13 protein-coding genes are annotated in these 14422 nt (G+C 69.8%); 6 read left to right on the top strand and 7 right to left on the bottom strand.

The window, feature by feature from the left end; all coding sequences use genetic code 11:
- Positions 1 to 22: 22 nt before the first annotated feature.
- The 5 genes from CIK81_RS05625 to CIK81_RS17995 all read right to left on the bottom strand — a co-directional run bounded on the left by CIK81_RS05625 (position 23) and on the right by CIK81_RS17995 (position 6264).
- Positions 23 to 499 carry a nucleoside deaminase gene (locus tag CIK81_RS05625; RefSeq protein WP_096196531.1) on the bottom strand — a complete coding sequence of 159 codons (477 nt, stop codon included), beginning with the start codon at positions 497 to 499 and terminating at the stop codon, positions 23 to 25.
- Positions 500 to 630: 131 nt separating this feature from the next.
- A complete protein-coding gene (locus tag CIK81_RS05630; RefSeq protein WP_114355493.1) occupies positions 631 to 2706 on the bottom strand; it encodes an FAD-dependent oxidoreductase in 2076 nt (691 codons plus the stop codon).
- 274 nt (positions 2707 to 2980) lie between these two features.
- Complete coding sequence (locus tag CIK81_RS05635) at positions 2981 to 4504, bottom strand: HNH endonuclease signature motif containing protein (protein ID WP_147272342.1); 1524 nt, start codon at positions 4502 to 4504, stop codon at positions 2981 to 2983.
- Between the two features lie 22 nt (positions 4505 to 4526).
- The gene (locus CIK81_RS05640; protein WP_096166685.1) at positions 4527 to 5876 is read right to left on the bottom strand and encodes an IS256 family transposase; all 1350 of its coding nucleotides are present in this window, start codon (positions 5874 to 5876) and stop codon (positions 4527 to 4529) included.
- Positions 5845 to 6264, bottom strand: coding sequence for a hypothetical protein (locus tag CIK81_RS17995; RefSeq protein ID WP_147272343.1), 420 nt, complete (start codon positions 6262 to 6264; stop codon positions 5845 to 5847). Before CIK81_RS17995 ends, CIK81_RS05640 begins: the two co-directional genes overlap by 32 nt.
- Positions 6265 to 6972: 708 nt before the next feature.
- On the opposite strand from CIK81_RS17995, the gene CIK81_RS05645 reads away from it, so the two are divergent.
- Positions 6973 to 8271: an ATP-binding protein gene (locus tag CIK81_RS05645; RefSeq protein ID WP_241964000.1), complete on the top strand. Its 1299-nt coding sequence runs from the start codon at positions 6973 to 6975 to the stop codon at positions 8269 to 8271.
- Positions 8272 to 8319: 48 nt separating this feature from the next.
- Positions 8320 to 8808, top strand: a complete 489-nt coding sequence (locus CIK81_RS05650) for a DUF1648 domain-containing protein (protein ID WP_241964001.1) — start codon at positions 8320 to 8322, stop codon at positions 8806 to 8808.
- 58 nt (positions 8809 to 8866) lie between these two features.
- On the opposite strand, the gene CIK81_RS05655 is transcribed toward CIK81_RS05650, so the two are convergent.
- On the bottom strand, positions 8867 to 9955 hold the full coding sequence (locus CIK81_RS05655) for a MerR family transcriptional regulator (RefSeq protein WP_114305849.1): 1089 nt from the start codon (positions 9953 to 9955) through the stop codon (positions 8867 to 8869).
- Positions 9956 to 10138: 183 nt separating this feature from the next.
- On the opposite strand from CIK81_RS05655, the gene CIK81_RS05660 reads away from it, so the two are divergent.
- From CIK81_RS05660 to CIK81_RS05675, 4 genes are all read left to right on the top strand, one after another.
- Positions 10139 to 11179: a GNAT family N-acetyltransferase gene (locus tag CIK81_RS05660; protein ID WP_114355495.1), complete on the top strand. Its 1041-nt coding sequence runs from the start codon at positions 10139 to 10141 to the stop codon at positions 11177 to 11179.
- 165 nt (positions 11180 to 11344) lie between these two features.
- Positions 11345 to 12508, top strand: coding sequence for a YncE family protein (locus tag CIK81_RS05665; protein WP_241964003.1), 1164 nt, complete (start codon positions 11345 to 11347; stop codon positions 12506 to 12508).
- Positions 12505 to 12963, top strand: coding sequence for an SRPBCC family protein (locus tag CIK81_RS05670; RefSeq protein WP_199586296.1), 459 nt, complete (start codon positions 12505 to 12507; stop codon positions 12961 to 12963). The genes CIK81_RS05665 and CIK81_RS05670 overlap by 4 nt, the downstream gene beginning before the upstream one ends.
- A 46-nt stretch (positions 12964 to 13009) precedes the next feature.
- Positions 13010 to 13447 carry a DUF1992 domain-containing protein gene (locus CIK81_RS05675; protein WP_241964005.1) on the top strand — a complete coding sequence of 146 codons (438 nt, stop codon included), beginning with the start codon at positions 13010 to 13012 and terminating at the stop codon, positions 13445 to 13447.
- On the opposite strand, the gene CIK81_RS05680 is transcribed toward CIK81_RS05675, so the two are convergent.
- Positions 13440 to 14342 carry a serine protein kinase RIO gene (locus CIK81_RS05680; RefSeq protein ID WP_096196642.1) on the bottom strand — a complete coding sequence of 301 codons (903 nt, stop codon included), beginning with the start codon at positions 14340 to 14342 and terminating at the stop codon, positions 13440 to 13442. The two genes, CIK81_RS05675 and CIK81_RS05680, sit on opposite strands and share 8 nt — an antisense overlap.
- Between the last annotated feature and the right edge of the window lie 80 nt (positions 14343 to 14422).

Raw genomic sequence — 14422 nt, forward strand, 5'->3', positions numbered from 1 at the left:
GCGTTCGGGTCAGTGCTCGTGCTCAGTATGCGGTGCGCCCCTCGTGGGCGCGCCAGGCCTCGAAGGGGGCGACGGCCTCGGCATGGCGGAACTGCTCCGTGGGGAGCAGCGCGTGGCGGCCGGGACGCTCGAAGTATTCGTAGAACGCGGCGTCGTCGAACCCCGCCCGGGCCGCATCGCCCCGCCCGGCGGCGAACACCACCCGGTCGATGCGCGCCCACAGCGCCGTGGCCAGGCACATCGGGCACGGCTCGCAGCTCGCGAAGAGCACCGCGCCAGGCAGTTCGACGGCCTCCAACTCCGCGCACGCGGCACGGATCGCCTGCACCTCGGCATGCGCGGTGGGATCGTGCATCGCGCTGACCAGGTTGACCCCTTCGACGAGACGCCCGTCGGCCGTGGCCACGATCGCGCCGAACGGTCCGCCCCCGGCGGCAACGTTCGCCGTGGCCAGATCGACAGTGCGGGCGAGCAGGTCGGACTCTGCTGGTGAGCTCATGCCGAAGGATCCTCCCGGACCGCAGGCATCGTGTCCAGGGGTCCGCCGAATCGACGGCGCTGGTCATGGATGCGGGTGCGGTTGCGGGCTGTGCGGTCGCGGTTGCGGTTGCGGGCTCGAGCTCTGCGGGCTCACAGCCCTGCGGCGACCTCCACGGCCTGACGCATGGCTCGCTCGGCATCCAGTTCCGCGGCGACGTCGGCCCCACCGATCACGTGCACGCGGGGGAGCCGCCCGCGACGCACCTCCTGGATCTCGTCGGCCAGGTCCCGCACGCTGACCTGCCCGGCACAGACCACGATCGTGTCCACGTCGAGCACCGTCTCCTGCTCGTCCTCCGTGAGGTGCAGGCCATCGGCGTCGACGTGGTGATAGGTGACGCCGCGATGCTGCTGGACTCCGGCGTGGCGTAGCTCGGCACGATGCACCCAGCCGGTGGTACGGCCCAGCCCGGCGCCGATCCGGGTCTCCTTGCGCTGCAGCAGGTGGACCTCGCGGGCGAGACGGCCGTCGTCGGCCACCTGCGCGGGACGCGTGGCGACGCCACCGCGCTGCTGATCAGCATCGACCACGCCCCAGTGGGTCTTCCAGGCAGCGGTGTCGAGGGTCGGGGAGGGACGGGGAGCGGTCAGGTACTCGGCGACGTCGACGCCGATGCCGCCGGCCCCGATGATCGCGACCCGCTCGCCGGCCTCGGCGCGCCCCTCGAGCAGGTCCGCGTAGCTGATGACCTCGGGTCCGCCGTCGGCCGGGAGCTCGATGACCCGCGGCGTGACGCCGGTGGCGAGGATGACGTCGTGGAATCCGAGCAGGTCCCTCGCCTCGGGGCGAGTGTTCAACCGGATGCCCACGCCGGCCGCGGCCAGTCGCATCCGCCAGGACTGCAGGGCCTGGGCGTAGTCCTCCTTGCCGGGGATGCGGGCGGCCAGGCGCAGCTGCCCGCCGATCTCACCGGTGGCCTCGTAGAGGGTGACGACGTGCCCGCGCTCGGCGGAGGCCAGGGCGGCCTCGAGCCCGGCGGGCCCGGCACCGACGACGGCGACCTTCCGGGCACGGCGCTGCGTCACCGGGGTCAGCACCAGTTCGGTCTCGTGCCCGGCGCGGGGGTTGACCAGGCAGCTGGCCCGCTTGCCGTCGAACACCTTGTCCAGGCAGGCCTGGTTGCAGGAGATGCACGCGACGACCTGCGCAGCGCGGCCGTCGGCGAGCTTCGCGGGCAGGTGCGGGTCGGCCAGCAGGGGACGTGCCATGGAGATCAGGTCGGCCTGCCCGTCCGCGAGGATCTGCTCCGCGACGGACGGGTCATGGATGCGGTTCGAGGCGACGACGGGAACGTCGACGAGTTCGCGCAGGCGGGAGGTCTGCTCGGTCCAGGCCGCGCGAGGCACGGAGGTGACGATCGTGGGCACTCGGGACTCGTGCCAGCCGATCCCGGTGGACAGCACGTCCACGCCCTTCTCGGTGAGGCCGCGAGCGAGCGTAGCGGTTTCCGCCCAGGTCTGTCCGTCAGGCACGAGGTCCAACAGCGAGATCCGGTAGCTGAGCAGGGCATCCTCGCCGATCGCTTCGCGTACGGCACCGGCGATCGCGAGCGGCAGCGCCCGACGGCCCTCGGCGCCGCGGCCCCAGCGATCCCGGCGACGGTTGGTGGCCGGGGCGAGGAACTGGTTCAGGAGGTAGCCCTCGGAGCCCATGATCTCGACGCCGTCGTAGCCCGCCTCGATCGCGAGACGGGAGGCCTCGGCGAAGTGCTCGATGGTGCGGGTGACTCCCCGGCGGGTGAGCCGGCGGGAACGGAAGGGGGACAGCGGTGACTTCCCGCGGCGGGACGAGGCAGCCAGCGGGTGGAAGGCATAGCGGCCGGCGTGGAGCAGCTGGAGCAGGATCCGCCCGTCGGCCTCGTGGACCTCGCGGGTGATGACCTCGTGCCCCCGCAGGGTGTGTTCGTCGGCCTGTGCGCCGCGCGGGGTGAGGCGTCCGGTGCGATCGGGGGAGAAGCCACCGGTGACGATCAGGCCGACGCCGCCGCGTGCGCGCTCGCCGAGGTAGGCGGCGAGCTTCGTCGCGTCCGACGCTTTGTCCTCGAGCCCCACGTGCATCGAGCCCATGACGATCCGGTTTCGCACCTCGAAGCGGCCCAGGTCCAACGGGGAGAGGAGCGTCGGGAACGAACGAGGCCCGGTGGGGTGAGGAAGCGGCGTCGACATGTGGCGATTCTGCCAGGGTACGGACGGGTTCGGCCCCTCCGCACCGATTCCGGCATGGCGTGGTGCCGACGGAAGTTCCCGAGTAGTAATCAACTGTGCGGTGAAGCCGGAGGCCAGGCGGTAGTTCGTGCTCCCGTGCGGCACTCGAGGCCAGTGCCTAGATCGATTCTCGATGTGGAGTGCGGCACGGCGACGCGCAGCACAGTGCGCGGCACGGCGCGGCACGACGGCGCGGCACGACGGCACGGCCCAGGCACGGCACGCAGAGCTGTGCTCAGAATGGGGGTGGGTTGTTGTAGTGGTCGGGGGTGGGGTCGGGGTATTTCGGGTGTCGGCGGGTGCGGGGTCGGCGGGTGTGGATCTGTTGGCGTTGTTCGATGATCCGGTCGTGGCGGGGACGTGCGGCTTCGGTGGTGGCGGTGCGGAGGGCGTCGTCGTGGGCGCGGAGGTGGGTGGTCCAGGCGTGGTCCAGTGCGCGGGCGAGGAAGGGGGTGAGCAGGTCGGTGTCCTCGCGGGTGCGGGCACGGATCTCCGCGTCGATCACCCATTGGGTCTCCAGCGGTGGGAACACGGTGGGATGGTGTTCGGGGATCAGGCCGAGTGGCGGGGGAGTGATCTCGGGGTCATCGCTGGTCGTGGGGCGTTCGGGGTCGATGTGGCCGTCGGTTTTGATCTGGTGGTGCAGCCAGCACAGGCGGTGGAGGTTGTCCAGCGTGGTGGGGCCGCCGAGCGCGGGTTGAGCGTGGTGGTATTCCTCGATGTGGTCGTCTTCCGCGGCGAGCACGGTGGGGCGGGTGCAGCCGGGCGCGGCGCAGACCGGGTGGCGCAGACGCAGTTGGAGCCGCATCTGCTTGGTCGGCGTATATGTCTCTGCAGCTACCGGGAGGTAGGCACCGGTGGTGGGGTCGGTGAGGATCCGCTGCCATACCGCCTGTCCCGCGGCGAGGGCTCGCGCCTGGTCGGCGGGGACCGGGATCATGCCTTCGAGCATCCCGGGAGCATTGGACACTCCCAGCAGGGTCAGCGCGGGGACGGTGACCAGGAGGGTGTAGGACGTTTTCGGGGCGGGCACCGGGTCCATGTCCAGCAGCGAGTGGGTGAGGACCGCGTAGCGCAGAGCGGCCAGTGACAGGGGCCTGCCCAGGGTGTGCAGGGTCCCGTCGAGGTCGAACGGGATCTCCTCGTCACCGTGGTCGAGGGCGTGGCGCTGGGCTGCTTGGAGGGTGTGGGCGCAGGTGTCCAGGCGGTGGGCGAGGTCCTTGATCTCCAGGATCGGTCCGGTCACCGACAGGGTGGCCAGTCCCGCGGCGGGGCCGTGGACATCGAGGTCGATCCGGCGCTGCATGCGCGGGGGCGTGGGGACCGTGCCGGCGGTGACCATCGCGACCAGGGTGTTGAGGTGGCGACCGAACTGGTCCCTGGAGATCGAGGCCAGGTCCCAGGAGGCGACATGCTCATCGACCACCCGGGTCTGTTCCTCGGTCAGGGCACGGACCTTGCGCAGCAGATGCTGATGGAACTCCTCGGGCAGATCCCCGGCCAGGAGCACAGTGAACGTGGCGGGCATGAGTCTCACGGCGCGGTGCGCGTCCCGGACCAAGCATTCCGCGCGATGCGTGGAGACACGCAGCCCGACCGCGACCTTCACGGCGGTGATGTCCGCGGAATCGATACAGCCCTCGGTATCGGGGTCGCGGGTGAGGAACGAGGCCAGCAGTTCGTGCTGGTGGGCGTAGAGGATCGCGCGTTCGCGCAGGGTGTCATGCAGCGCGAGCACCCGCAGTGCCGGGCCTGTCAACTTGTCTGTGTAAGCGGGGTGTTCACAGGTAGGGGGTGATCCGTTCGGGATAGGCCGCTGCGAGCTGCGCGAGGGCTTGTTTCCAGTTGGTGACGACCTGGCCCTCGACGAGTCGGCCCTGGGCCTTCCTTTGGCCGGCGGGCTTGCCACGGTCCTTCTCGCGCTCGGCGGCGCGCTTGTCTTCGATGTTGCAGATCGCCAGCCAGAGCAACTTCACGGCCGCTTCCGTGGTCGGGAAGTGCCCGCGGTTCTTGGTGACCTTCCGCAGCTGGAAGTTCAGCGACTCGATGCTGTTCGTCGTGTAGATGACCTTGCGGAGCATCGGCGGGAACTGCAGGAACGGAATGAACCTCTCCCACGAGGCCGCCCAGGTCGCAGCCGCAGATGGGTACTTCTGCCCCAACTCAGAGGCCTCGAAATCAGCCAGCGCCTTGCGGGCGACGTCCTCGCTCGGGGCCGTGTAGACCGGCTTCAACGCCTTGGCGACCTTCTTGCGGTCCTGGTAGGCCACGAACCGCATCGCGGCCCTGATCAGGTGGACCACGCAGGTTTGGACCATCGATTCCGGCCACGTCGCCTCGATCGCCTCTGGAAGACCCTTGAGGCCGTCGCAGCAGACGATCAGCACGTCCCGAATGCCCCGGTTGGCGAGGTCCGCGCAGACGTGGGCCCAGAACGCCGATCCCTCGGTGTCCTGGACCCAGATTCCCAGCACGTGCTTGATCCCGTCCAGGTCCACACCGACGGCGATATAGGCAGCTCGGTTGATGACCTGGCTGTTCTCTCGGATCTTGATCCGGATCGCGTCGAGATACATCACCGGGTAGAACTCCTCCAGCGGCCGGGACTGCCAGGCCAGGACCTCCTCGGAGACGGCGTCAGTGATGTTGCTGATCGTCTCGTGGGACAGGTCCGTGCCGATTGTGGAGGCCAGATGGTGCTGGATATCGCGGATCGTCATCCCGCCGGCATAGAGGCTGATGATCATGTCATCGAGCCCGCCCAGACGGCGCTGCCCCTTGGGGACCAGGCGCGGGGTGAACGAGCCTCCCCGGTCGCGGGGCACGTCCAGCTCGATCGGCCCGACCTCGGACTCGACCTTCTTTGGCGTCGTGCCGTTACGGGAGTTGGCGTGCTTCGCCGCGTCCTCGGAGCCCTTCTCATAGCCCAGATGGCTGGTCAGCTCGGCCTGCAGACCTCGCTCGAGCGCGGCCTTGACCAGCGCGGGCACGAACCCGCTGTCGCCGGTCAGCTCGACCTTGCCCGCGTCGATCTGCGCGAACAGTGCATCGAGCTGTCCGGAGGCCTTCAACTGCTCGACCAAATCCTGGCCCGACGGCTCACCGCCCGGCTGCTGCTTCTCGTTGGTCATGGTCATGATTCTTACCGTTCCTCTCGGTACGGCTTACACAGACCATCTGACACGCCCGCAGTGCCTGCTCGCTGCCGGGCTCTGCGGCACTGGATTCGATGATCCAGTCCGGTGTGAGCTCCCGACGGGCCAGCACCGGCCACGCCTCGATCTGCGGAACCATCCCCTCCACCGGAGCCTCATCCGGCCCCGAAACAACAGCAGTATCCGGTTCGGTGGCGTCATCCGGGCCGGGACTGCCAGCAGACCGGGGAGCGGACGCGTCGATGGCAGCCGGACGCGGAGGCGTGACCGGAGTGCCGAGCGGACCGAACACACTCCTGCCTGCTATGTCGGGACGCTGCTCTTCATCGGGACGCTGCTCTTCACGCTCGAACTCTTCCCCCACCGTGACCCCTCCTCCCACACACCCAACCCCGTGACCCACACGCGCATCCTCAGCGCCAGGAGTATCGACCTCAACGCCGATAACTCCCCCCATTTTATGTCGAGAACACCGCCACCGAAAGAGCACCGACGCAATGGGGATGAATATGTGGACAACCCACCCATGGGGAGGAAAGGTTGCTCGAGAGTCCCTCCGAGGGGCTGGGTTATCCCCGGACGGGGATAGATGTGTGGATAACCGGAACCTGTGGAGGAGAGGTCGACCAGTGGGTGGTGTGAGGTGAGCGCTGCGCCCGGTCCGACGCGGTTCTGTGGGGCAGTTCTGCGCGTGGTGGATCCGCCGGAATGCCGCAATGGCATGCACTTTCTCAGGGCGCTGGCAGTGTGCCCGTTGGTGGCACTGACGACTCAGTGCCCCGATCTCACAATCAAGACCTCGTCGGAAATGTTGATAACCGATCGCTGTGGAGGATAGGTCGTCCCCTATGTGCCGAAGAGGGTTGACGGGGGTGCCCGGATCGCTCAGGCTTTTTCTGACGTGGAATGTCGACCCCCGACCTGCTCGGTGAGATGTGAGGACAAATGTGCGCTGGAGTTGCGGCAGCGGCAGCCGCAGCGGAAATGGCAGTGGCAGCGGTGGACTGGCGGCAAGGGTGTGCCCTCCACACTCGCTTCTGTACACACAGACGCATACGCGGCACAATCTTCGGTGCACGATGAAGGCGTCGGCCCGACCGACCGATCTACTGACCGACTGCGCGTCGCCGTCGCCGGCGCCGTGGTCGACGCCGACCTCACCGCACCCGACCCGACGGGACACACGATGACTGCCCACGGCGCGAACCCCTTCACCCCGGGCTTCGGCCTGACCCCGATGATCCTGGCGGGCCGGGCCGTGGCGATCGAGGACTTCACCGCAGCCCTCGCCGGCAACGTGCCCGAGGCGCGCGCGATCCTGATCTCCGGGGCACGTGGCTCCGGGAAGACGGTGCTGCTGACCGAGTTCACGGAGCTCGCACTGGAGGCGGGGTGGACGGATCTGCGGGTCCACACCTCGTCGTCCTCCCTGGTGGACGAATTGCGGAGCATGGCGATCGCACGTCTGCGGGAGCTGGATCCTGACGCGGAGACGTCGCGGCTCACCTCCGCGCGGGTCTCCGGCGTCGGTGCGTCCCGGGATGTCGTGGACCGCTACGAGGGGGAGGGGGAGACGATCACGACAGTGCTGGACCGGTTGGCCGAGCTCACGGATCAGGACGGCGGCGGCCTGCTGATCACCCTCGATGAGCTGCAGTCCGTGGACCGCGACGAGCTCCACGCCCTCACCCAGCATGTGCAGGACCTCATCGGATCGGGCCACGCCGTCGCGTTCATCGCTGCCGGCGTGCGGCCCGGGATCGACGCCCTGCTGGACCACGAGAGGACCACCTTCCTGCGCCGGGCGCACCGGATCGAGGTGGGCAGCGTGGACGTGGGCACTGCGGCCGAGGCGATCCGTATGACCATCGCCGATACCTCGAAGACGATCGCCCCCGAGGCGGCCGTGCTCGCCGGGGAGATCTCGAAGGGATACCCGTACCTGATCCAGCTCATCGGCTCCAAGGCCTGGCAGAACAGCGGCGACGCGGACACCATCGAGCTCGAGGACGTGCGCGGGGGCAGCTCCGGAGTGATCGCCGCGATGATCAAGAACGTGCACGGGCCGTCGCTGCGCGGGCTCAGCAGCCGCAAGCGCGAGTACCTCCACGCGATGCTCCAGGACGAGGGGCCCTCGAATGTCGGGGACATCGCCGAACGGATGGGCATCGATCCGCGCAATCAGTCCACCTATCGCGAGCGGCTGATCGACGACGAGCTGATCCGGCCGGCCGGCAGGGGTCTGGTCGAATTCGCCCTGCCCTATCTCGGGGACGCCCTGCGGCACGAGAAGGAGGAGGGCGCAGCGACCGAGCCCGGCAGTGGGCTCACCCGATCACACAGGTCACGACGGGATCCTCGACCAAGGTAGGCCCTGGCGAGACGCCGTCGCCGATAACGTGGGGCCACGATGAGCACGATGCTTCCGACCTCCGAACGCCCGGCCCGCACGCCCGCGACCGGGCCGATCACGGCGACCCTGCGGGTCACGGCGCTCCTCGCCGCCCTCGCGATCACCATCTGGATCCTCATCGCCTACGCCGGACTCCCGGAGACGATCCCCACCCACTTCGATCTGAGCGGCACGGCGGACGGCTGGGGCCCCAAGTGGTCGATCCTGGTGCTCGCCGCCGTGATGCTGCTGGTCTCGGTCGGTCTCGCCGTGCTCTCCGCCAAGCCGCAGATCCTCAACTATCCAGTCATCATCACTGAGCACAACGCCCAGGCCATCTACCGCGAGGGGGAGCGGCTGATGGTCTGGGCGCTGTGGGCGATGCAGGGGATCTACCTCGGCATCGCCTGGACGGTGCTGCTCGGCGGCGGAGGGGTCGTGATCGGGATCAGCGCCGCCATCCTGGTGAGCGTGGTGGGCGTCGGAGTCATCCGGATGCTCCGCGTCGCTCGCTGAGCGCCGGCTTCACTCCGCGAGCCTCACTCCGCTGACCGCTGACCGCTGACCGCGTGAGTCAGACCCGCGCGAGGGCGACGCCGATGTTGTCCGGACCGCCAGCATCGAGCGCCAGCGCCACCAGGCGGTCTGCCAGGGCCTCGAGACCATCAGACTGCTCCGTCAGCGCCTCGGCGAGGGCCGACGGATCGACCGCGGCGTGCAGACCGTCGGTCATCAGGACCACCAGGTCCCCGGGGTCGAGCCGACGGATGAGCAGGTCCGGGGCGGTCGGGGCGCCGGCGGCGAGTGCGCGGTTGAGCACGGCGCGATCGGGATGCGCGGCGACCTCGTCGGCCGAGAGCCGCCCCGCCTCGACCAACGAACGCAGACGGGTGTGGTCCTGCGTGAGGTGATCGATCCGCCCGCCCCGCACGAGCGTGACCCGGGTGTCCCCGATGTGCGCGATGTGCAGGCGGTGGGCATGGATCAGCGTCGCGGTGAGCGTGGTGCCGTCCGAACCCTCCGTCGGCACCGACGCCTCCGCAGCGGCCCAGGCGGCTTCCAGAGCCGCCGGGGCATCGGCCGACGGGTCGTCTCCGAGCGCCCCGGCGAAGGCGTCGAGCACTCGGGAGGAGAGGTCGTCGTCGGCCCCGAAGCCGTCCGCCAGGGCGAGCAGCTGGGTGCCGTCCGGCAGCGTACGACGGAGCACGGCGTCCTGCTGGGTGGGGCGGGTGAGCCCGCGATGGATGGCCGTGGCGACCTGCAGCGGCGGCCCGGTGTGAGGGGAGTCGGTCATGGAGCTGTCCTCCTGGGGGAGTTCCCCGAGGTCCTGGGCGAGGGCCCGGACGTCGGCGCGGCGGGAGAGGACGTCGGCCTCCTCCTGACGCCACCAGGAGCGCAGCTCCGCAGCAGCGGCGTCGGCGTCGAGATCGCAGAGCACGGCGATGCGGGCGAGCCCCATCCCCAGGCCCCGCAGGGCAGCGATCAGCCGCGCCCGCTCGATCTGGTCGGCCCCGTAGGAGCGGTAGCCGGTGAAGGGGTCCACGCGCCGTGGCGCGAGCAGCCCCGACTCGGCGTACATCCTCAGTGCCTTGGGGCTCAGGCCGCTCGCGGCGGCGAGTTCGCCGATGCTCAGCAGGCCCGGACCCGTCTGCTCGTGGGACATGCGTTCCTCCGTCGTGCCTCGCCCGGTTCCCCGGGCACCGGGACGATCCCGGCCATGGCCACCGTCCGGATTGTCCCAGGGGAAGGGTCAAGCGGCCGATGGGACAGGTGAAGGAACTCGTGACGGAACAGGCGACGGAATAATCTGTCGACCTGCCGGAACCCGGTGTGGTGCACTGCGTCCATGCACTTCTCGATCCGGCCCTTGGACGCGGCCTCCGACGCCGATATCGCCCAGTACGCCGCGCTCGACGTCGCGATGGACGAGGCCCTCTACGGCGGCCACGAGGTCTGCACGCTCGAGCAGTGGCGCGCTGCGCTCACGGACTCGCCGTACTATCGCAGCCGACGCTGGGTGGCCGTCGCCGAACCGTTCGAGGGCGGCGAGGTGATCGTCGGCAGTGCAGCGGTGTTCCTCGCGCAGGAGGAGAACCTCGAGACGATCGGTGCGCATGCCGCCGTCCATCCCGACTTCCGCGGCCACGGCATCGGGACGGCGCTCGTCGAGGAGGCGCTGATCCCGGCGATCCGTGCCTCGGGCCGCGCTCTGGTCGAGTCCTACGGGGAGATCCCGGCCAGCGGCGACCCCGACGATCCGACGCTGCCGGTGCATCGGCTCGCCCGTCGCCTGGGCATCGAGCGCAGGAACCTCGCAGTGTGCCGCGTCCTGCCCCTTCCCCTCGAGGAGTCCCTGCTGACGTCCCTGCAGGACGAGGCCGAGGAGAGGGTCGGCGACCATCGCGTCGAGGTCTGGTTCGACGAGGTCCCCGAGGAGCACCTGGCGGACTACGGCACGCTGCTGCGCCAGATCGAGCTCGATGAGCCCGACGAGGACGTCGAGCACGAGCCGGCGGAGTACACCCCCGAGCGGATCCGCGCGAACGAGCGACGGAGGCGGGACGCGGGCAAGCAGGCGATCATCGCCGTCGCGATCGCGCCCGACGGCAGCTTCGTCGGCAACTCCGAGGTGCACCTCCAGAAGGAGCCCGGCACGACGCTCGCCTTCCAGGAGAACACCCTGGTCATGCCCGAGCATCGAGGGCGCCGGCTCGGTCTCGCGCTGAAGGTCGCCACCCATCGGCTGCTCCGCGAACGAGCGCCCGGGCTGCGGGCGGTGGTCACCTGGAACTCGCACGTGAACCCGTGGATGATCGGGATCAACGAGAAGCTCGGCTACGAGATCGCGTACCGCGAGCTGGCTCTGCAGGGCCGTCCCGCTCTCTGACCGTGCGTGCGACACGCGGCGCGCGTGCGACACGCCGCAGTCCGTCGGCTCCCTGCCCCCGTGCCGCGCCCGGCCTAGGTTCATGGCAACCGGCTGAGGGGGATCGGCGTGCAGGCAAGGCACCTCAGGAAGTCGCTGCGTCCAGGGCGGCCGCATGAGCAGTTCATGGTCGCGATGGCGATCATGGCGCTCATCATGTCCACCGGGATGGTCGCGGGCCTGCTGACCCACGTCTTCGCCCCGACCTCGGGCATCGCGGCACCGGAGGGCGCCGCGCAGCCGGTCGCGCCGCCGGGGGAGCCGTCCAACACCACGCGGTTGGACGACCGCGCCCGCATCACCGGGGACATCACCCCGAAGTCCGTCGTCGCCGGTCCCGGCGGGACGGTGATCGCGAACAACATGATGTACAGCCACAGCTCGACGCTGTACGACGCCTCCTCCCTCGAGCGGACCGCGACGGTCTCCGACGAGATCGACCTCGCCGACTACGGGATCGAGGAACGGGCCGGCGCCACGCACGGCGCCCCGGTCGAGGCGGTGTTCTCGCCCGACGGCGCCCATGCGTACGTCTCGCAGTACTCGCTCACGGGCCCCGGGTCCGGCGCGCCGGCCACCGATGACTGCGCCGCGGGCGACGAGATCGGCACCTCGGCCGTGTTCCGCCTGGATCTGGCTAGCGCGCAGTGGGACCAGGTCATCGAGGTGGGGCGGGTCCCCAAGTTCATCTCGCTCTCGCCCGACGGCAGCACCGCCCTGGTCTCCAACTGGTGCGATTCGAGCGTCTCCGTCGTGGACCTCGCGGCAGGGGAGGAGGTTCGGCAGATCCCGGTCGACGCAGCGCCCCGCGGCTCGGTGGTGCTGCCGGACAACCGCACCGCCTATGTGACCGCGATGTTCGCTGACGAGCTGTACAAGGTGGACCTGCACACCGGCGAGAGCGAGCTGGTGCTCGAGACCGGTCGCAAACCGCGCCACCTCGTGCTCTCCCCGGATGCCAGCCGCATGTACCTCACCGAGTCCGGTTCCGACCGGCTGCTGGAGCTGGACACCGCCACCGGCCGGGTGCTGCGGGAGGCGGAGACCGGTCGGGAGCCGCGCTCGATGACGATCTCGCCGGACGGTCTCGCCCTGTATGTGGTGAACTACTACGCGAACACGGTCTCGAAGTTCGACACCACGACCATGGAGGAGATCCAGACGGTCGAGGTGGGCCAGAACCCGATCGGGATCACCTACGAGCCCACGCAGCGCCGCGTCTGGGTAGCCAACTATGCGGGATCCATCGATGTCTTCGACGACACCGCCGTCCCCGAGGAGATGACATGAGCATGAGCGAATCCGACGTGCGGATCGTGCGGGCCTCGCGAGAGATCGCCGCACCGGCCGCGACCCTCTTCGAGCTCATCGCCGACCCTGCTGAGCAGCCCCGCTGGGACGGCAACGAGAACCTCGGCAGTGCGGCTCCCGGTCAGCGGGTGACCGCCGTGGGGGACGTGTTCGTGATGACCCTGACCAAGGGCGCCGAGCGCGCCAACCACGTCGTCGAGCTCGAGGAGGGCCGACGGATCGCCTGGAAGCCCGGCGAGATCGACGGGCCGACGTTCGGCCAGCTCTGGCGCTGGGAGCTGGAACCCCTCGACAACGGCTCGACGCTGGTCACGCACACCTACGACTGGACCGATCTGCACGGCCCGGAGGCGCGCATCCAGCGGGCGCGGTCCACGACCGCCGGGACCCTGCGCGCCTCGATCGATCGGCTCGCGGCGCTCGTCGAGGGCTGAGGGCGCGATGTCATCGGGCCCGTCGGGGGATCGTGACCGGGCAAGGGTGGAGTCCGCCCTCGAGCAGGCCATCGCACGCGGAGACTTCGACGACCTGCCCGGCGCCGGCAGGCCGCTGGATCTGCCGCCCTCGCACGATCCCGACTGGTGGATCAGGCAGCGCCTCGCGGAGGACGACGTGGACCGCGACGCCCTGCTGCCCGTCGTGGTGCTGCTGCGCCGTGAGTACGAGCAGCGCGATGCCACCCTCGCCGAGCTGCCCGACGAGCAGATGGTGCGCGACTACGCGAACGACTTCACCGAGCGCGTGCGCGAGGACCGCCGCGGCACACCGCTGGCCCGCATGCTGGCGCCCGAGATGGATCCCGACGACGCCGTGGAGCGATGGCGCGAGCTGCGCGCCGCGACGGCCGACACCGAACCCGTGCGTCCGGAGCCCGTCGAACCGCCGCGACGGCGCCGCTGGTGGTGGCCGTTCAGCTGAGCGCCTCCCAGATGCCGAGCGCGGCGGCGACCCACTCCTCCGGATCGGCGGCCGCATCCCTCGCGCCGTGGCCGCGCAGCCAGGCGCAGACGTTCTCGCAGTCCCGCTGCAGGAAGCTGCGACCGTGGGGGTTCGCGATCAGGTCGATGACCTGCGGGACATCGATGATCACGGGGTCCGGCTCCGCCTGGCGGGTGTCGACCAGGATGTTGTACGGCGAGAGATCGCCGTGCACGAGACCCAGCTCGGCGAAGCCCAGCACCACCTCCCGCAGGGCACGGGCCCAGCGCTCGATCGTCGCCGCGTCCGGCGTCGTCTCCTGCAGACGGGGAGCGGCGACCGCGCCGTGCTCGTCGTCGGTCCCGACGAACTCCATGCACACCTCGGTGCCGACGATCTGCACGGGATAGGGGACGGGCAGGCCTGCGGACCACAGCTTCCCGAGCACGTCGAACTCGGTGCGGGCCCACTGCGAAGCGGCGACCTGCCGGCCGAAGGCGGTGCCCTTGGCCATCGCCCGCGCTTCGCGGGTGTCCTTGCCCCGGCGCCCCTCCGTGTAGGCGTGGGAACGGTGGAAGCTCGAGTGCTCGGGGGAGCGGTAGCGCTTGGCGACCAGCAGCGTCGCCTCGCCGTCGGCGCCGGTGAGCAGCTCCTCGGGCAGGGCCCGTTCGAGCAGGAAGGCGTCGGCCTCCTTGCCGGTCTTGAGCACACCGAGCTCGGTGTCGATCGCCCCGTCGTGCTGGACGACCCAGCCGGGGAAGGGCTGCGGTCCACGGTCGAGGGTGTGGGCGGTCTCCGGCCAGGTGGACCAGCGCTGGTCCTCGTCGAGCTCGGCGACGGTCGCGGTGAACATGGCGCGGGCGAAGAAGGCGTCCCTGTCGAAGGACGAGGTCATGGGGGCTCCTGAGGGGGTGACCTGCGAGATGCTCAGCAGGTCGGGGCGGAAGGGAGGACAGCAGGGGTCAGCACGGCGAC

Origin of the sequence: Brachybacterium sp. JB7, assembly GCF_003335205.1 — a bacterium.
Lineage (GTDB): Bacteria > Actinomycetota > Actinomycetes > Actinomycetales > Dermabacteraceae > Brachybacterium > Brachybacterium alimentarium.

Bases quoted from the DNA above. Each gene is read 5' to 3' on its own strand.
- CIK81_RS05640 (WP_096166685.1), bottom strand. From the start codon at position 5,876: ATGACCAACGAGAAGCAGCAGCCGGGCGGTGAGCCGTCGGGCCAGGAT.
- CIK81_RS05660 (WP_114355495.1), top strand. From the start codon at position 10,139: ATGCACTTCTCGATCCGGCCCTTGGACGCGGCCTCCGACGCCGATATC.
- CIK81_RS05625 (WP_096196531.1), bottom strand. From the start codon at position 499: ATGAGCTCACCAGCAGAGTCCGACCTGCTCGCCCGCACTGTCGATCTG.
- CIK81_RS05670 (WP_199586296.1), top strand. From the start codon at position 12,505: ATGAGCATGAGCGAATCCGACGTGCGGATCGTGCGGGCCTCGCGAGAG.
- CIK81_RS05655 (WP_114305849.1), bottom strand. From the start codon at position 9,955: ATGTCCCACGAGCAGACGGGTCCGGGCCTGCTGAGCATCGGCGAACTC.
- CIK81_RS05630 (WP_114355493.1), bottom strand. From the start codon at position 2,706: ATGTCGACGCCGCTTCCTCACCCCACCGGGCCTCGTTCGTTCCCGACG.
- CIK81_RS05680 (WP_096196642.1), bottom strand. From the start codon at position 14,342: ATGACCTCGTCCTTCGACAGGGACGCCTTCTTCGCCCGCGCCATGTTC.
- CIK81_RS05665 (WP_241964003.1), top strand. From the start codon at position 11,345: ATGGTCGCGATGGCGATCATGGCGCTCATCATGTCCACCGGGATGGTC.
- CIK81_RS05650 (WP_241964001.1), top strand. From the start codon at position 8,320: ATGCTTCCGACCTCCGAACGCCCGGCCCGCACGCCCGCGACCGGGCCG.